The sequence below is a fragment of the Rothia amarae genome (genome assembly GCF_042677725.1).
Taxonomy (GTDB): domain Bacteria; phylum Actinomycetota; class Actinomycetes; order Actinomycetales; family Micrococcaceae; genus Rothia; species Rothia amarae.
The window spans coordinates 24,549-41,496 of sequence record NZ_JBHUCN010000008.1; the positions used below are offsets into that span (position 1 = coordinate 24,549).

A 16,948-nucleotide genomic window follows, 5' to 3' on the forward strand; every position below is an offset into this window, starting at 1 on the left:
ACACCAAAAAATTGACCACACTTCACATTGAGAGGAACAGTTGGTTTCGTCCTCAATCTGCGAGAGGATTAATGAACAACCACTACCCAACGACGTGAGGTGGAAAGAAAATGCGCATCGGCGTACCCCAAGAAATTAAGCCCCAGGAACAGCGTGTAGGCATGACTCCCGATGGAGTCTTCGCGCTCACCGCAAAAGGCCATGAAGTTTTTGTTGAGACCGGAGCTGGCGAAGGCGCCGGATTCTCCAACGAGGAATACGAGAAGGCAGGCGCCCAGCTCGTTACTCAGGACGACGCCTGGGGCAAGGCGGAACTTCTCGTCAAAGTAAAAGAACCCATCGAGGCTGAGTACAAGTATCTTCGGGAAGATCTCGCTGTCTTCACATACCTGCATTTAGCGGCGGATAAGCCCCTCACTGAGGCTCTTCTGAATTCCAAGACTCTCTCAATCGCCTACGAAACAGTGCGCGACGGGCGCTTGCTCCCCCTCCTGCTACCGATGAGCGAAGTGGCAGGCCGGCTAGCCGCCGGTGCCGCAGCGCAATACCTGCTCGGCACCGAAGGAGGCCCCGGCGTCCTGCTCGGCGGAACCCCCGGTGTTGCGCCCGCCCGTGTGGTCGTTATTGGCGGCGGAAATGTTGGCACCCAGGCAGCTCAAATTTCTGTTGGCTTGGGCGCTGAAGTCACCATCCTTGAAGGCTACGGCTCGCGCGTGCGCCAGCTATCCGACCAGTTCGGTTCTTCGGCTCGCGTGCTCACCTCGAATCCCGCAAACATTCGCAGGGAAATTGAGAACGCGGACGTCATTATCGGCTCCGTACTGGTCCCCGGTGCTAAAGCGCCGCACGTTATTAGCCGCGAAGACCTCAAGCACATGAAAGAAAATACCCTGTTGATTGACGTTGCAATCGACCAGGGCGGCTGCTTTGAGACCTCCCGCCCCACCACGTATGCAGACCCCATCTTTGAGGTCGACGGTATTCGACACTACTGCGTGGCTAACATGCCCGGTGCGGTGCCGCGCTCGTCCACCATCGCGCTCACCGACGCTACCCTCCCCTACGTTCTCCGCTTAGCTGACGGCGTGCGGGAAGCACTCGAAGCGGACCCCACGCTACAGCTCGGGGTGAACACCGACGGCGGCAAAATCACTTTTGCCGGAGTAGCCGAAGCGTTCCCCGAATTGCCTGCCGCATAAATCTCTGGTTGGCGTTTTGCGCTGGTGAAAAAGTGAAGCCCTGCAATCTTTTACGATGCAGGGCTTCACTGTATTAAGAAACGATACGTTTAGGCGCTTTCGCCTGCGAGCATCTCTTTAGCGGTGGGGTCTGAATCGTCGAGAAACTTATCGATTCGTTCAGCTTCGTCAGTCTCCCCAATTTCTGCTGCCGCCTGGCCTAGCAGATATAGGGCTTTGAGGAATCCTTGATTAGGAACGTGAGAGAAGGGTACAGGCCCGTGACCTTTCCAGCCGTTTCCGCGCAGCGCATCCAAGCCTCGGTGATAGCCGACGCGCGCGTAGGCGTAACCTTCCACGGTGTTGCCAGCGGCGAGGGCCTCTTCTGCAAGGTTTGCCCAAGCCAGAGAAGACTTGGGAAAGTCTTTGACAATTTCTGCGGCAGGCTCTGCCGATTGAATGCGGTTCTCTAGCTCAGCCTCACGAGGCAGGAAAGTGGGGTCTGGGCCGTCCAGAAGATTTTTACCAGCAAGTGACATTCTAAATATCCTCGTTTCTTCGTTGTTTTACAGTCCCATGCTACCGAGATTCCTCCTCAGGAAAAAGAAGTGGGTAACCAGCAAAGACACAAAAATGCCCGCCCTCCTCCAGGAGAGCGGGCATTTTTCTAGCGTGCGGTTACTTCAGTGAAGTACCTACGGAGCCAAGCTGCTGAGCTGCTTCAACCACGCGAGCGGTCATGCCAGCTTCTGCCTTAGCACCCCAAACGCGAGGATCGTAAACCTTCTTGTTACCAACTTCACCGTCAATCTTCAGGACGCCGTCGTAGTTAGCCAACATGTGACCTGCAACGGGACGGGTGTATGCATACTGGGTATCGGTATCGATGTTCATCTTAATAACACCGTAGGAAACTGCATCTGCGATTTCCTGCTCGGTGGAGCCTGAACCACCGTGGAATACGAGGTAGAAAGGCTTATCCTTGCCGTACTTCTCGCCAACTTCATCCTGAATCTGCTTGAGCAGTTCGGGGCGTAGGTGAACGTTACCGGGCTTGTAAACGCCGTGAACGTTACCGAAGGTAAGAGCTGCCATGTAGGTGCCCTTTTCGCCCAGACCAATAGCTTCTACAGTCTTAATAGCATCTGCAGTAGTGGTGTAGAGAGAGTCGTCGATAGCGCCTTCAACGCCGTCTTCTTCGCCGCCCACTGCACCAATCTCAACTTCGAGAATCTGGTGGTTCTTAGAGGTACGAGCAATAAGCTGCTGTGCGATCTCGAGGTTTTCATCGAGCGCAATAGCTGAGCCATCCCACATGTGGGAGTTGAAGATGGGGTCTTCACCGCGAGCAACAGCCTTCTCGGACTCCTCAATCAGGGGCAGAACAAAGCCGTCTAGCTTGTCTTTAGGGCAGTGGTCGGTGTGCAACGCAATGTTGACGTCGTACTGCTTAGCAACTTCGCGTGCGTAAGCTGCGAATGCGAGAGAGCCAGCAACCATGTCCTTCTTAGAAGCACCAGACCAGTAAGCTGCGCCACCGGTAGATGCCTGCACGATGCCGTCAGAACCAGCTTCAGCGAAGCCCTGAAGTGCTGCGTTGAGGGTCTGGGAAGAGGTTACGTTGATGGCAGGGTATGCGAAGCCTTTTGACTTAGCATTTTCAAGCATTTCTGCATATTTTTCCGGGGTTGCAATAGGCATGCTGACTCCTTCGGGTCAAATGTTAACCACCGTTTTGATGGTTTCTTCAATAAAGCACATCGCACCGAGCTAGCGGTGAAGCCCTCCCAGCACGAGGTGCTCATCTGCTCTAATTCTACCAAGGAGAGGGGCAAACTAAAGAGTTATCGACATACTATTTCACACATAAACCCACCTAATACCAGATTATTTGTGTGGGATTGGGGCATTTGAACCAAGAATTCCCCGGTAAAATCCACTTACAGGTTGGGGATTATGGGTTTATGCGAACAAGAACTTTAGCCCTGCTGATTTTCAGCGACCTCACGACGTCGGTCGAGGAAAGTAACCGACAGACCAGCCGCTAGTAACACCAGAATTCCGCCGAACGCGGCGGCAAAGCCTATATTCCAGTGGTATCCCGCCGCCACCATTCCGTACATAATGCTGGGAATGAGAGCGGTACCGATTGCCGTACCCATACGCTGACCCAGCGAAAGAATGCCGCCGGCAACACCACTGATATTGGTAGGTACCGATTTGAGAGTCAACGTTTGGTTGGGAGAAATCACCAGACCACCACCAGCGCCAAGCAAGAGCAACGGGATCGCAAGCGCCCACACGGGAACTGCCCCAGATTCAACCGGGCCAATCATTGCCATAGCCCCGGCAATGGAGAGCATCGAGCAGATAAATCCAGCCATCACCATACGGCGTCCGGCACCGAGCACACGCTTACCTGCCCACGGTGCGGCAAAAGCCGAGAGGATGGATGAGGGAATACCGATGGACGCCGCCACCAGCGCGCTCTGATGCATATGCGACTGCAGGTAGACAGGAACAATCAGCCATACGCTCGTGTTACCCAAGAAATAAAGAGTCACAATCAAAATGCCGTTGCGGAAGGCGGGTTCTTTGATAAGGTCCATGTCCACCATCGGAGGGCGCCCGGCCTTCTTATAGCGACTTTCCCACACCACGAAGAAGACCAGAAGAAGAATACCTGCGGGAAGCAAAGCCCAAATCAGCAGGTTTTGGCTACGCTGTACGAAGGGGAACAGAACCGCTAAAGTTGCCACCGCGAGGGTAATCATGCCTACAGGGTCAAGATCCATATGTCGTCGGCGGGGATTGCTACCCAAATCAGCTGCATGACGATCGTTAGGGAGCCATTTCATCGCCAAATAGATACCCAACAAACCGATAGGCACGTTCACCAAGAACATCATGCGCCAGCCCAAAGATTCGCCAAAGAGCTGAATGAGGAAACCGCCCATCACAGGCCCCACTATTACCGCAAGAGCTACTACCGTTCCAAACATCCCGTAGGCACGTGCCCTCGCTTGCCCGGAGAAATTACTCTGAATAATGCCAGTGGTTTGAGGATTGAGAAAGCCTGAGCCAAGCCCCTGGAGCACGCGCGCAGCAATCAATACTTCTACGTTGGGGGCCAAACCGCTTATCAACGAACCCACGGTAAACGTCGTGATGCCAAGAATAAACATGCGACGCCGTCCAGTGGCATCGCCAAATCTACCCGCAGCAACCAGCGGAACACCAAAGGCGAGCGCGTACCCGGAGACCACCCACTGGGTTTGGCTCGAAGAAGCTCCCAATGAATTACCTATAGGAGTGAGAGCCACATTCACCACAGATACAGCCAAAAGCGCCATAAAGAGTGGGATAAGAAGAGCTGATAAGAGCTTCTTAGAGGAAATAGCGGGTTGAGGTAAGGCCATTCATTCTCCAGCGAATTATGGTGGTTAATCTATCTCAGCTTATAACGCATTTATAGGTACAAGTATTCTCGATGTCCATAGCTTGATTCAGCTTTGCATAATAAGCTTTCTATAACGTTCTTCATGTAGAAAGGTCACCAATGAACACCATCATTATTGGTGCAGGAATTTCCGGTTTAGTCGCGGCACAAGAGCTCAAACGCCAAGGTACTGACTTTGTAATTATTGAAAAAAGCAATAGGGCCGGTGGGCGTATCACATCTGAGAAAATTGAGGGGTTCACCTGCGATGTAGGTTTTCAGCTTCTCAATCCTGCCTACCCAGCGGCACGTTCACAACTAAATCTTAAATCCCTGGGTCTACAAGCTTTTGATCGCGGGGCTACAGTGTGGCATCAGGGCAAACAGATTACTCTCGCAGACCCCACTCGCGCCCCACACAATGCTGGTGGATTACTGCGCACGCTCAAAGGTCAAGACGCGCGGGCAGCTCTCGAATTTTTGAGAGTTCCCTCCGAAATCACCCTTGCAGATGCGTTAGACAAATCGCAGTTCAGCCCATTGATGAATCGCACGATTCGTACTTTTCTTGCTGCCGTGGTAGCGGACGAGAAGCTGTCTTGTTCTGTGAAATTCGCCAGGGATCTCATGAAGTACTTCGTGCTGGGTTCGCCTTCCCTGCCCGCTCAGGGTATGGAAGCTATAGTAAAGCAACTTCTGGAGGGCGTGAAAGAATCAATTCGGTTTAACACCGCAGTCGAAAAAATTAATGAAGCTCCTGCCGGTGTAGAAGTAGTTTGCTCTGACGGATCTACGCTCACCGCTAACCGCGTGATTGTTGCGGCTGACCCTCTGGCATCGTCTTACTTAACTGGCATCAATAAACCCGCCACGGGAGCTCTTACTACCTGGTGGTTTGCGACCTCGACTAGACCAACCGAATCCCGTTACCTTCATCTTGATCTCTCGGGACAGCCTCTGTTCAATCACACGGCCGTAGTATCTAACATTGCTCCCTCTTACGCGCCCTTGGGCAAGCACCTGGTGGAGGTAAGCGCTACCGGTTTACGCAACGATGACCCCCAACAGATTGCGGCACGTTCTGCCCAGATTCTAGGAGCCGATAACGCTGATGATTGGAAGCTGCTGACGACCCATCATATAGAACATGCTCTTCCCATCATCGGCGCAGACTCTAACCCTGTTCCAAAAAGCAACAAGATTACCCTCGCTGGCGACATACGCCATGCTTCTATCCAAGGAGCATTAGCAAGCGGGCGGAAAGCGGCTAATTAACTCGCTGACCGAACTCGAACTTGCGAATCCACGCGTGCATGGCGATGGCGGCGGCTGAGGCGGCATTCATCGAGCGGGTAGAACCGTACTGTTCAATGCTGAGGGTATCTTGGGCGACTTCATACACTTCGTCGGAAAGCCCCGGACCTTCTTGCCCGAAGACAAAGACGCAGTTCTCTGGCAGATCATAGGTTTCCAGTTGCTTGGAATCGGGGAAATTATCGATGCCAATAATCGTGAGCCCCTCCCCCTGCGCCCACTGCACGAACTCCTCCACGGTGGGATGGTGGCGCACGTGCTGGTAGCGGTCGGTGACCATAGCGCCGCGTCGATTCCAGCGTTTTTTGCCGATAATGTGCACTTCTTTGGCGAGGAAAGCGTTGGCAGTTCGCACTACGGTGCCGATGTTGAGGTCATGCTGCCAGTTCTCAATCGCTACGTGAAATTTGTGGCGCTTGGAATCAAGGTCGGCGATAATCGCATCCATCTTCCAGTAGCGGTACTGGTCGACGACGTTGCGGCGGTCGCCTTTCTCTAACAGCTCGGGATCCCAGTGGTCGCCTTCGGGTAGCTCACCCTCCCACGGCCCCACACCCACGTTGTGTTCAGACTGTTCAAACTGGGCGGCGGCGGCGCCGTCGGTTTCTGGGGTAGGTGTCTCTGTGAGGGGAACCTGTGGAGAGTTCGAGGTTTCGGGGTTCTCTGAGGGGTTTTCGGGGTCAATCATGAAAAAGCTTTCTGCTGCGTTAACGCACATGAGAGGGCAGTTTTCCGCCCTCTCATGTGAAGTAAAAATCTTAGTCTTCGAGTTCTAAATCAGTCTTTGAGTATGCGTAAAGGCAGGGTACGCCCGCTACTTCTTCAATGTGTTCTTTGGCGCCGGTTGCGCGGTCAACAATCACTGCAACAGCTACCACGTTCGCGCCAGCTTTTTTGAGCGCCTCTACTGCGGTAAGGGCTGACCCGCCGGTGGTGGAGGTGTCTTCAACAGCTACGACGTTGCGCCCTTCAACGCTGGGGCCCTCAACCTGGCGTCCCATGCCATAAGACTTCTGAGCTTTACGCACCACGAAAGTATCGATAGCGCGGTCCTGGTCACCTGCCGAACGCATGATGGCGTTGCCTACGGGGTCTGCACCCATGGTGAGACCGCCTGCGGCGTCGAATTCGATGCCGGCGTTATCCAGGAGGTCAAGCATAACCTGTCCGACAAGGCGTGATGCCTCATGATGCAGGGTGATGCGGCGAAGGTCGACGTAGTAGTCGGCTTCTTTGCCGGAAGAAAGGGTTACTTTGCCGCGGACGACGGCGAGCTCCATGATGAGTTGGCGCAGGCGTTCGCGAGCTTCGTCAATGGGCAGGGTTTCAGAAAGCTTAGTCATGGGTTTAAGTGTAGCGAACGGGGTGACTTAGCGGGGGTGGGTCACTAAATCAGTAAAAGTGTAGGTATTTGGGTGCATTTTTACGGATTTGGTGACCCGCTCCCCTGCGCTACTCCCGCAATTATTATTTTTTCCTTGCCAAGGGCGACGTCGTAGTCTAGGTTAACTACATAAGTAACTAACCAAGTAACTCACCTTTTACTAATACTTCGAAAGGAGGCACCTTGCTCACCGGCGATAAACCCATCTTCCAGCAACTCGCGGATCACATCACCGCAGAAATTCTTAAAGGAACATACCCCGAAGAATCTCAGATCCCCTCTATTAACGAGTTCGCAGAGTTCTTCCGCATCAACCCAGCAACCGCCAATAAAGGCATCAACATTTTGGTCAATCAAGGCGTGATTTATAAGAAAAGAGGCATCGGCATGTTCGTGGCAACCGGCGCACGCGCCATCCTTCTCGACGAAGGTCGACAGGAATTCATCCGAGCGTTCATTTCTCCGCTCGTCAACGAAGCATCAACTTTGGGGCTGAGTAAGGACGACGTTCTAGCCGCCGTCACCGACGCCTTCGAAGCTAAGAAGGGTTAAGCAATGACCAAACCAATAGTGAGAGTTTCACAGCTCGCTAAGACATACCATCACAAAGATCCTCACGTATTAAACCGTGTGAGTTTTGAGCTTTATCCTCATACAATTTATGGGCTAATTGGGCGCAATAGCGCCGGCAAAACCACCCTCCTCACCGCCCTGATGAATCAGATTCAAGCTGACTCCGGTAGCTTCATCGAATTATTTGGCGAGTCAGGCTTCTCATCATCAGTCCTAGCAAAAACCCACCTCATGCGTACCGGGCAGACTTACTCCGACGACACCCGCGTTTTCCATGTACTGCGCATGGCAGAAATCGCCTACCCGATGTGGGATGCAGAACTAGCTGCCGAAGCCGTCGAGCTTTTTGAGATTCCACTGAAATTAAAGGCCCGCAAGCTATCAGACGGCCAAAAGTCTGCACTAGGAATTGCGGTTGCACTGGCGTCTCGCGCTGAGCTCACGCTCATGGACGAGCCCTACACCGGGCTTGACCCAGTAGCCCGCCAGAAGTTCTATGACCTCGTACTTCGCGATTTCAGCGAAAACCCGCGCACCTTCGTGATTTCTACTCATCTCATTGATGAAATTGCGCCGCTGCTAAATCACATCATTTTGTTGGAGAAAGGCAGTATCCTGCTGAATGTTCCTGCAGACGACGCCACCGCATACGCCCACGAAATTTCGGGAACCGACGACGCCGTCGCTGTTTATCTTTCACGTAACAACCTGGAACGCTCGGTAGCAAGTTCCCGCTCGCTCGCTGGTCGATCTACAGCTCTCGTGGCAGCCGAACTCACCGACACCTGCGTGCGATGTGCCCAATCCCTTGGCGTTGCAGTATCTTCCGTTTCCCTTCAGAACCTTGTGGCGGCATACAGCCAGGCTACGGAAAGGCAGGCTCAATCATGAGCTCCATAGCAGTAGAAAGAAATGACGCGCGGACGGCGGGCAGAGTCAAAACAGGCGGCCGTTCTCGCACAGTGGCAAAGATGTTACTGGTGAACCGCCGCAGCACAATATTTTTGGCGGCAGGATTGCCAGCTTTGATAGGCGTTTTATTAGCAGTAACCGGATTAATAATTGCCGTCTCGACAAGGTTTACCACCGGCAACCTCAGCCAGTTTTACACGGAAAACACCGTGCATCAGGTTGTAATGAGTGTAGTTTTCGCTTCAGCCTCTTTCATGGCAGTCAGGCGGAATATATCCCTCATATTAGGAATGGGTTTCTCTCGTCAAAACTTCTGGAGGGGCTTCGCCCGCACGTCGGCTCTCTTAGCCACGGTAACCATGAGCGTTTACATTATTTTTGCTGTGGTTGAAAAGCTCACTTTAGGATACTCGCTTGGATGGCAAGTCATGGCTCCAAGTTTTGACGGAATATTTATGTTTGCCGATCCTCTAGCATTCCAGTTTTTGGAACTCTTACGATTTGCAGTCATCTGGTTTACCCTCTTGTTTATTGTTCAGATGCTGGGTGCTTTTCTGGCTTTAGCTTTTTCAAGATGGGGCGCTGCAGTAACCGGAATATGCTGTCTCATCTTCTTGGGGCTATTGCTGGTAACCAGCCGCGAAATGTTCGGCACAATCTACTATGACTTGGGGCTCAGCCAGTTGTTTCACCCCTACTATTACACCGAAAGTCAAGAGGTCTATTACACCAGCGTTTTAGACATTGTTGCCATGATGAGAAATGAACACGCGCCTTCACCTCTCTTACCACTATCCGCAGATATTTATTACACCGGTAGATTCATGGTGATTTGCCTAATTGGCATTGTCTTTACGTACGCCATCGGCGCAACCCTCCTCAAGAAAGTCGACTTCCGCTAGGCCTCTCCCCTCGCCTGGGTCATTAAATCAGTAAAAGTGTAGGTATTTGGGTGCATTTTTACGGATTTGGTGACCCGCGAGGTTCGGTAGTCTAGAACCATGAGCATTTTTTCCAAAGATCCCAGCGAATCCACCGGCCAGAAACTCACCCGCCTCGGCATGGGTGCGGGGCTCACGATTATGGGTGCCCTTCACTTCAAGCAGGACGCCGTCGAAAACTTCGCTTCCATCGTCCCCCCATGGGTTCCCGGCAAAGCAGAAGACATCGTCTACCTCTCGGGCGTCGCAGAGCTAGCTCTGGGGCTCGGAATGCTGACTGCCCCGCGCGCACGTCGAGCAACTGGGCTAGGCGCCGCAGCCCTCTTCACTGCAGTCTTTCCCGCTAACGTCTACCAGTACACCGCTAAAATCGACATACCCGGAGTATTCGACACCGACGCCAAGCGCCTGCGCCGTCTACCCATGCAGCTGCCCATGATTGCGGGCGCCCTCTACATCGCTAAGAAGTAGGGACGCCGGGGACCGCCGCCCGCAATTTAGCGAGCATTTCTTCGTACTCGGCGTCGGGATCAGAATCGGCAACAATCGCGCCACCGGCGCTCAGCGATACCTCGCCGCTGGGTAAAACCACCAGCGTGCGAATGACAATCGAAAGATTCGCCGCACCCGACGCCGAAAAGAATCCCAGCGACCCCGAATAGATTCCGCGGGCACGTTGCTCTAATCGGTCAATAATTTCCATGGTGGAGGGCTTAGGCGCGCCGGTCATGGAGCCACCGGGAAAACAAGCGGCGGCAGCGTCAACCGCAGAAACTTCGGGGCGCAGCAACGAGGAAATCGTAGAAACAAGCTGATGCACCGTCGAGTAAGATTCCACGCCCATCAGCACCGGTACTTTAACCGTGCCGGGTTCACTAACCATCGATAAATCGTTGCGGAGTAAATCCACGATCATGAGGTTCTCCGCGCGTGTCTTAGGATCTTCCCGTAACCAGGTGGCGGCGCGGAGGTCCTCCAGCGGGTCGGCAGCACGTTCAACCGTTCCCTTAATGGGCTTTGTCTCGGCGCGACCTGCAGCAGATACCGTGAGATACCTCTCGGGAGAGGAACTCAGAACCCAGTGGTCCTCGCACTTCAAAAATGCAGCATAGGGCGCCGAATTATGCTGACGTTGCGCGCAGTACAGATCGAATATGCCGCGCGGGCTATTTATTTCACGGGGTAATGACGTGCGGGTCTCTGCGGTCATGCAGACCTCGTAGGTGTTACCCTCATAAATCTCGTGCAGAGAGTCTTCAATAGCGGTTAAATATTCGGCGCGGTCGGGGTCAGCAAAGTGAAGCCCCGCCTGCGGCTGAGTATCGCCCCAAGACGCCTCATTTTCAGATGAACTTTGCTCCGCGATTTCCGCTAGAGCTTGCGCCGTTGTCTCAATCCACTCGCTATCTCCCACCAGATAGGCACGCTGCACAATGTGATCGAGCATGAGATAGCGGACGGCGGGCATCCAGAGGGCATCGGGAGTTTCCGCGCTATAGGGTGTGGAAAATCCCAGCGCACGGCGCGACTCGTAACCGAAATACCCTACGTATCCGCCTAACAGTTCACTTACCAAGTGGTTGCGTACTTCCACAGATACATCTTCAAAATCCACCTGCGGTGCAGATGCCAAAGCTTCAGAAAGTAACTCCCACGGATTCTGCTCACCCGCCTCTTCCACCCTCAATACCTGGGCGGGATTAGGCACTACGCCCACATAAGAAAAGCGAGACATAGGTGATTCAGGGCGAGCAGAATCCAGCCAAAAGGCATAGCTAGAATCGCCAGCAATAAGAGGAAAAGCTAGCTGGGGATTCACCATGAAATCGAGGGCACGCAGTCTAAGAGAACGAGTCACCTCAACAGTCTAGGTGAAAAACGGCAGCTACATTACGCGCGCGTCTTCACCGTTTTCAGAGACCATAGGCTTCTCGGCGTCCTGCCATGCACCCATGCCGCCTATAACGTTCAGCACGTCAAAACCGGCATCCTGAAGGTAGGCGGTTGCCTTCAATGAGCGCCCACCAGAGCGGCAGATGATATACACATCTTCATCCAGGGGCACCTCACCGTAACGGGCGGGAACATCGCCGAGGGGAATGTGCTGGGCGCCTTCAATATGGCCTGCTTCCCATTCCATGTCCTCGCGCACGTCCAAAATCTTGGCATCTGCAGGGATTTCGTCCACAGTTACCTGGCGCAAATCGTCGTTCATGTTTTCTCCTTAGGTTGATGGTCTATCAAATCTAACTTTTCCACGGACGACGACGCGGAGCAACACGGACAACAAAAAATCCGCCCCGGTGAAACCGAAGCGGATTTTCTCAAGCTAAAAACTATTACTGGTTCTGGAACTGGCGCATCTGTTCCTGGAAGTCAGGGTTATTAGCCAGCATAATGAAGCCAATAATACCGAGTACGATCCAAATCAGCGCAATAACAATTGCAATGATGCTCATAATTTTGCCGCCCTTAGCAGGGATACCGAAACGTTGAGCTTTCTTTGCTTTAGACATTCCTACGATACCCAGCACGATTGCAATAATCTGAGTGACGGGGAAGAAAATAGGAATGATGGAAAGAATAAGAGCAATAATGCCCACGACCTTGGAAGTCTGTGCTGCACTTACGCCAGCTTCGTTAGCCGCATTAACCTGACCATACTGATGTTCGTTCACGTAATGGTTGTTGTTCTCCGTGTACTGCGGTGCGACGGGCGCGCCATTTGCCTGAGCCCCGTTGTGGTGCTCACCGTACTGCTGAGTGTTGTTGGGGGTTCCAGCAACGGAATCGTGAACAGAATCGGAATTCACAGCTCGGCTGCTACCCGCATTATTCGGATTTGAAGGAATATTATTTTCATTCGAGTTATGAGGTGTAGTAGTCATAACTTCAGTCAACCATAATCCGCATCCGGAGTGTGGGAAAAATATTAAGGTGGCGTATTATTTTTTGAGGTATTCATCTCTCTCACCTTTTGCACCGGTCAAAGGGCATCAAAATAGCCCCTTTCACTATCCCCCAAGTGTTACTCTCCCCCGGATTCTCATTTACCCAGAACGTAAATTTATGCATCTCATCGCATAGAAAAGATGATTCCGAAAGCAATTAAGGTTTAGAATTACACGGAAAAACCATTGCACCGGAGCTCGCTTTATCCCCTGCGCGTTCCCTGTTCTAAGTTGAAAAAATGACGACATCTCCGCACGATACCGGCTCCCAAGCCGCAGTTCGCACCACCAGCGAGCTAAACCCCAGCGGTAAAACCTTCTTTGGTCACCCGCGCATGTTAGCAAACCTGTTTTCCGTAGAAATGTGGGAGCGATTCTCCTACTACGGCATGCAGGGCATCATGATCTTCTACCTCTACTATGCAGTAACTGAGGGTGGATCTGGACTGGTCAACGAGACCACCGCAGCAGGCATCATGGGTGCCTACGGTGGCACCGTTTACCTGCTTGCTATCTTGGGCGGCTTCATTGGCGACCGCGTTCTTGGCCCCGAACGCACCTTATTCTATTCCTGCATTTTGATTATGGCGGGCCATATCTCGCTTGCTTTGCTGCCCGGTGCCGCCGGCGTCATCGCAGGTCTACTTCTCGTAGCTATCGGATCCGGTGGTCTAAAGACGAATGCCTCGGCACTCTTGGGCACCCTCTACGCCAAAGATGATCCCCGCCGCGACGGTGGCTTCACCATCTTCTACATGGGTGTAAACATCGGCTCCCTCCTAGGCCCCTTGCTCACTACTTTTGGGTGGGGTCTCTGGGGCTTCCACGCCGGCTTCTTACTAGCAGCGATCGGTATGGCAATTGGCCTGACCCAGTACGCGCTGACCCGCAAGAACCTTCCTGAATCAGCGCATGAGCTCTCCGCACCACTTACTTCTTCAGAAAAGAAGAAGTACTCACTACTGGGCGTAGCTATTCTTGTCGTTATTCTTCTTCTGGTGTTCACCGGCATCATTACCCCCAGTAACCTCGCCAGCTGGGTTATGGGGTTCATCGCTATTGGTGCGGTTTCGCTGTTCACCGTTATTTTGAGGGACAAGCAAATCACCTCGGTGGAGCACTCCCGCGTGGTTTCATTCATCCCCATGTGGATTGGTAACGCCGTCTTCTGGGCTCTATACCAGCAGCAGTTCACTGTAATGGCACTGTATTCAGATACCCGCTTGAACTGGAACATCCTGGGCATGGAGCTCAAGCCCAGCTTAGTGAACTCCATTAACCCCATTTTCATCATCATTTTCGCGCCCCTCTTCACCATCATGTGGGACCGCCTCGGCAAGCGCCAGCCCACCACTGTGGTCAAGTTTGCCTTGGGCATCATCGGCGTAGGTATCGCGTTCCTCATCTTCCTTACTCAGGCAGGAAACATGAGCGTGAACGTTGGCTGGATCGTTTTGATTTTGTTCGTATGCACCATCGCTGAGCTTGCAATCTCTCCAGTGGGCACGTCGCTCTCCACTAAGTTGGCTCCCGCACGTCACAGAGTGAACATGGTGGCGCTGTACTTCACCTCAGTTGCTTTAGGTACCGTGCTCGCTGGCTGGTTGGCTAAGTTCTACTCGGTAGAAACCGAAGTTCCTTACTTCACCACGCTGGGTATCGGCACCATTGTGGTCGGTCTTTTGCTTTGGGGTATGAACAAGTGGATTACTCAGAAGATGGCTGGCATTCGCTAAACATCTTTGCGGTTTTTGCCCCATCTAAGCAAGGGGGTTCCTCGATGTTTCGAGGGACCTCCTTGCTTTTAAGTTACTGAGAGAGCCTCTTCAACACCTGTTTTTTAAGAAGATACCGCGGTAGGTTTAAGAAAGTAACATGAAGCAGACTTAGATTCTATCCGAGATAAAAGGAGAATAACTTCATGGGCACCTACGCACTAACTAACGCAAACACCGGTGAAGTCGAGCAGAAATTCGACTCCATCAACCCCTCCGAAATCCCCGGAATTATTGACACCGCGGATAAGGCATACCAAGAATGGCACAAGAAACCTGCAACCGAGCGCGCCGCAGTTCTCACCAAAGCCGCCGGAATCTTCCGCGATCGTAGCGCAGAACTTGCTGAAATTATCGGCAAAGAAATGGGTAAGCCAGTCAACGATGCCAAGGGTGAAATTGAGCTCGTTGCTAACATCTTTGAGTGGTATGCAGACCATGCTGAAGAACTTCTCGAAGACGAAAAGCTTGATGCCAAGGGTGCTCCCACCAACCTGGTTCGCCACGAGTCGATGGGCGTGCTCATCGGCGTCATGCCCTGGAACTTCCCCTACTACCAGCTTGCCCGCTTCTCCGCACCAAACCTTCTGCTGGGTAACACTATTTTGATGAAGCAGGCATCTATCTGCCCCGTTTCTTCCGCAAAATTCGAAGAAGTTCTCTCCGAAGCAGGTTTGACTGACGGCGCTTACCAGAACCTCTACCTCAACGCTGAAGACGTAGAGACCGTGCTAGAAGACTTCCGCGTCAAGGGAGCATCTGTTACCGGTTCTGAGCGTGCAGGTACCGCTGTGGCAATGGCAGCTGCTAAGAACGTCAAGAAGTCTGTGATGGAGCTGGGCGGCAACGACCCCGCTATCGTTTTGGATTCAGTCAAGGACGTCGCCAAGGTAGCGCAGAAACTCACCTCCCTGCGTTTTGCGAATGCTGGTCAGGTCTGCACCTCACCCAAGCGCGTTATCGTGTTGGAGAGCATCTATGATGAGTTCGTTCAAGCTGCGGTTGAGACCGCTCAGAGCGTGAAAGTAGGCGACGCTTCAGACGAATCTACCCAGATGGGTCCCCTCTCCTCGGAGGGCGCTCGTGATGAAGCTGTAGAGCGCATTGCCCAGGCAGTGAAAGACGGCGCAACCCTGCACTTCGGTGGCGAAAAGCTTAACCGCCCCGGCTGGTTCATGAGCCCGGCGGTACTGACAGGTGTTGATTTCGACGCGGACCTCTCCTGCAACGAGCTCTTTGGACCCGCCCTGGTTATTTACAAGGTTAAGAACGAAGAAGAAGCTATCAAGTTCGCCAACAACTCCGAGTACGGCCTGCAGGCATCGGTCTGGACCGACGATGTCGAACACGGCTTTGAGGTTGCGGATCAGTTAGTAACGGGTATGGCCTTGGTCAACGAGCACGTAACCACCCAGGCAGATCTACCTTTCGGTGGCGTAAATAAGTCCGGTTACGGGCGCGAACTCACCCAGTGGGGCTTCTACGAGTTCTCCAACGAGAAGCTCATTCGCGGTGGAGCTATCGACCGCTAATCGGTTGTGGGAGCTGGACTTAACCCAGTTTGTATCAGAAATGTGAAAGCGGACCGCATAGAATGCGGTCCGCTTTCATGTTTCTGGCCCAAAGTCCCCGCGAGGCTCCCCGCCTCGAGTTCGTACGATACTTTCCGCGCTGTACCATGACTTTCCTGGTACAGCCCCAAAAGTCTGTTACAAACTGGGGAAACGGAAAAGAGCTACCTCGTCAAGCCCATGTTAACTTTCTTTGCACCAAGTTACTTCTTATAAAGAACCTCTAGCATCTGCCCTTGCAGGTGGCGTACATTCTCCAGTGAAACACGTTGATTATTACAGAACTCGACGTCCGAGAAAGGAAACAACCATGGCTCTTTACCTCGTAGAGCTCACCCCGCAAGACGCCTCCAAAGAGAACGCAACCGCGCTCATTGAAGATGCCGGTCAGGCGCTGCAGCAGACCGAAGCTGAGCTCATTGAAACCCAGGTAACCTCTGACTTCAAGACCATCTACGTCATCGTAGAATCAAACAACCCCGGCGTATTTGCCGATGCTTTCAAGACTGCTTTCGAGGGCAAGGCCTCCTTGGCAGGGCCGGACGAAGTTCGCCTCGTCGGCGCAGATTTGGACGATATCAAGAAGCTCAAGTCCAACGCCGAATACCTGATTGAGTGGGACATTCCCGCGGAAATTACCATGGATCAGTACCTCGCTCGTAAGAAGGCAAACTCCCCTAACTACGCAAAAGTTCCCGAGGTTTCTTTCTTGCGCACCTACGTCCGCGAAGATACCGCAAAGTGCCTCTGCTTCTATGACGCCCCTGATGAAGATGCTCTGCGCCGCGCACGCGAAGCAGTCAACACCCCTATTGACCGCATCTTCAAGCTGAACGAAGCATAAGGGTTTCTTTTAGCAACGCCGCCGCCACTTGTGATAAGTCTGCGCGGCGGCGTTTTTACACCCTTT

General features: G+C 52.9%; 17 protein-coding genes. 9 read left to right on the forward strand and 8 right to left on the reverse strand.

Annotated features, from left to right (window positions below; all coding sequences use genetic code 11):
• Positions 1–110: 110 nt before the first annotated feature.
• Positions 111–1,199, forward strand: coding sequence for an alanine dehydrogenase (gene ald / locus ACFR81_RS03655; protein WP_343874382.1), 1,089 nt, complete (start codon positions 111–113; stop codon positions 1,197–1,199).
• Between the two features lie 89 nt (positions 1,200–1,288).
• Here ald and ACFR81_RS03660 read toward each other — a convergent pair whose 3' ends face one another.
• The 3 genes from ACFR81_RS03660 to ACFR81_RS03670 form a co-directional block, all read right to left on the reverse strand.
• Entirely contained in the window at positions 1,289–1,717 is a 429-nt protein-coding gene (locus tag ACFR81_RS03660; protein ID WP_190617720.1) for a DUF3151 domain-containing protein, read from the reverse strand.
• Positions 1,718–1,856: 139 nt separating this feature from the next.
• Entirely contained in the window at positions 1,857–2,879 is a 1,023-nt protein-coding gene (gene fbaA / locus ACFR81_RS03665) for a class II fructose-bisphosphate aldolase (protein WP_068172366.1), read from the reverse strand.
• Positions 2,880–3,157: 278 nt separating this feature from the next.
• Positions 3,158–4,597, reverse strand: a complete 1,440-nt coding sequence (locus ACFR81_RS03670) for an MFS transporter (protein ID WP_151146356.1) — start codon at positions 4,595–4,597, stop codon at positions 3,158–3,160.
• A 140-nt stretch (positions 4,598–4,737) separates the two neighbouring features.
• On the opposite strand from ACFR81_RS03670, the gene ACFR81_RS03675 reads away from it, so the two are divergent.
• Entirely contained in the window at positions 4,738–5,892 is a 1,155-nt protein-coding gene (locus ACFR81_RS03675; RefSeq protein ID WP_343874388.1) for an NAD(P)/FAD-dependent oxidoreductase, read from the forward strand.
• Here ACFR81_RS03675 and ACFR81_RS03680 read toward each other — a convergent pair.
• A complete protein-coding gene (locus ACFR81_RS03680) occupies positions 5,885–6,619 on the reverse strand; it encodes a TrmH family RNA methyltransferase (RefSeq protein ID WP_343874390.1) in 735 nt (244 codons plus the stop codon). The two genes, ACFR81_RS03675 and ACFR81_RS03680, sit on opposite strands and share 8 nt — an antisense overlap.
• Positions 6,620–6,689: 70 nt before the next feature.
• Entirely contained in the window at positions 6,690–7,274 is a 585-nt protein-coding gene (gene pyrE / locus ACFR81_RS03685; protein WP_068172377.1) for an orotate phosphoribosyltransferase, read from the reverse strand.
• 224 nt (positions 7,275–7,498) lie between these two features.
• Here pyrE and ACFR81_RS03690 point away from each other — a divergent pair, with 224 nt between their 5' ends.
• From ACFR81_RS03690 to ACFR81_RS03705, 4 genes are all read left to right on the forward strand, one after another.
• Entirely contained in the window at positions 7,499–7,867 is a 369-nt protein-coding gene (locus ACFR81_RS03690) for a GntR family transcriptional regulator (RefSeq protein WP_343874394.1), read from the forward strand.
• A 3-nt stretch (positions 7,868–7,870) separates the two neighbouring features.
• Complete coding sequence (locus tag ACFR81_RS03695) at positions 7,871–8,779, forward strand: AAA family ATPase (protein ID WP_343874396.1); 909 nt, start codon at positions 7,871–7,873, stop codon at positions 8,777–8,779.
• The gene (locus tag ACFR81_RS03700; RefSeq protein WP_343874398.1) at positions 8,776–9,702 is read left to right on the forward strand and encodes a hypothetical protein; all 927 of its coding nucleotides are present in this window, start codon (positions 8,776–8,778) and stop codon (positions 9,700–9,702) included. The genes ACFR81_RS03695 and ACFR81_RS03700 overlap by 4 nt, the downstream gene beginning before the upstream one ends.
• Before the next feature lie 99 nt (positions 9,703–9,801).
• Positions 9,802–10,212, forward strand: coding sequence for a DoxX family protein (locus ACFR81_RS03705; protein ID WP_343874400.1), 411 nt, complete (start codon positions 9,802–9,804; stop codon positions 10,210–10,212).
• Here ACFR81_RS03705 and pabB read toward each other — a convergent pair.
• The 3 genes from pabB to ACFR81_RS03720 all read right to left on the reverse strand — a co-directional run bounded on the left by pabB (position 10,202) and on the right by ACFR81_RS03720 (position 12,629).
• On the reverse strand, positions 10,202–11,599 hold the full coding sequence (gene pabB / locus ACFR81_RS03710; RefSeq protein ID WP_343874402.1) for an aminodeoxychorismate synthase component I: 1,398 nt from the start codon (positions 11,597–11,599) through the stop codon (positions 10,202–10,204). The two genes, ACFR81_RS03705 and pabB, sit on opposite strands and share 11 nt — an antisense overlap.
• Positions 11,600–11,626: 27 nt before the next feature.
• Positions 11,627–11,956 carry a rhodanese-like domain-containing protein gene (locus tag ACFR81_RS03715; RefSeq protein ID WP_068172386.1) on the reverse strand — a complete coding sequence of 110 codons (330 nt, stop codon included), beginning with the start codon at positions 11,954–11,956 and terminating at the stop codon, positions 11,627–11,629.
• A 124-nt stretch (positions 11,957–12,080) separates the two neighbouring features.
• Positions 12,081–12,629, reverse strand: coding sequence for a DUF4190 domain-containing protein (locus ACFR81_RS03720; RefSeq protein WP_068172389.1), 549 nt, complete (start codon positions 12,627–12,629; stop codon positions 12,081–12,083).
• 302 nt (positions 12,630–12,931) lie between these two features.
• Between ACFR81_RS03720 and ACFR81_RS03725 the strand changes: the two genes are divergently transcribed.
• The 3 genes from ACFR81_RS03725 to ACFR81_RS03735 all read left to right on the forward strand — a co-directional run bounded on the left by ACFR81_RS03725 (position 12,932) and on the right by ACFR81_RS03735 (position 16,882).
• Positions 12,932–14,428, forward strand: a complete 1,497-nt coding sequence (locus ACFR81_RS03725; protein WP_083147326.1) for a peptide MFS transporter — start codon at positions 12,932–12,934, stop codon at positions 14,426–14,428.
• Between the two features lie 185 nt (positions 14,429–14,613).
• A complete protein-coding gene (locus tag ACFR81_RS03730; protein WP_343874407.1) occupies positions 14,614–15,999 on the forward strand; it encodes an aldehyde dehydrogenase family protein in 1,386 nt (461 codons plus the stop codon).
• A 349-nt stretch (positions 16,000–16,348) separates the two neighbouring features.
• Entirely contained in the window at positions 16,349–16,882 is a 534-nt protein-coding gene (locus ACFR81_RS03735; protein ID WP_145174124.1) for a nickel-binding protein, read from the forward strand.
• The last annotated feature ends 66 nt before the right edge of the window (positions 16,883–16,948 follow it).

Coding starts and splice junctions, on each gene's coding strand:
- ald (WP_343874382.1), top strand. CDS start 111: ATGCGCATCGGCGTACCCCAAGAAATTAAGCCCCAGGAACAGCGTGTA.
- ACFR81_RS03660 (WP_190617720.1), bottom strand. CDS start 1,717: ATGTCACTTGCTGGTAAAAATCTTCTGGACGGCCCAGACCCCACTTTC.
- fbaA (WP_068172366.1), bottom strand. CDS start 2,879: ATGCCTATTGCAACCCCGGAAAAATATGCAGAAATGCTTGAAAATGCT.
- ACFR81_RS03670 (WP_151146356.1), bottom strand. CDS start 4,597: ATGGCCTTACCTCAACCCGCTATTTCCTCTAAGAAGCTCTTATCAGCT.
- ACFR81_RS03675 (WP_343874388.1), top strand. CDS start 4,738: ATGAACACCATCATTATTGGTGCAGGAATTTCCGGTTTAGTCGCGGCA.
- ACFR81_RS03680 (WP_343874390.1), bottom strand. CDS start 6,619: ATGATTGACCCCGAAAACCCCTCAGAGAACCCCGAAACCTCGAACTCT.
- pyrE (WP_068172377.1), bottom strand. CDS start 7,274: ATGACTAAGCTTTCTGAAACCCTGCCCATTGACGAAGCTCGCGAACGC.
- ACFR81_RS03695 (WP_343874396.1), top strand. CDS start 7,871: ATGACCAAACCAATAGTGAGAGTTTCACAGCTCGCTAAGACATACCAT.
- ACFR81_RS03700 (WP_343874398.1), top strand. CDS start 8,776: ATGAGCTCCATAGCAGTAGAAAGAAATGACGCGCGGACGGCGGGCAGA.
- ACFR81_RS03705 (WP_343874400.1), top strand. CDS start 9,802: ATGAGCATTTTTTCCAAAGATCCCAGCGAATCCACCGGCCAGAAACTC.
- ACFR81_RS03715 (WP_068172386.1), bottom strand. CDS start 11,956: ATGAACGACGATTTGCGCCAGGTAACTGTGGACGAAATCCCTGCAGAT.
- ACFR81_RS03720 (WP_068172389.1), bottom strand. CDS start 12,629: ATGACTACTACACCTCATAACTCGAATGAAAATAATATTCCTTCAAAT.
- ACFR81_RS03725 (WP_083147326.1), top strand. CDS start 12,932: ATGACGACATCTCCGCACGATACCGGCTCCCAAGCCGCAGTTCGCACC.
- ACFR81_RS03730 (WP_343874407.1), top strand. CDS start 14,614: ATGGGCACCTACGCACTAACTAACGCAAACACCGGTGAAGTCGAGCAG.
- ACFR81_RS03735 (WP_145174124.1), top strand. CDS start 16,349: ATGGCTCTTTACCTCGTAGAGCTCACCCCGCAAGACGCCTCCAAAGAG.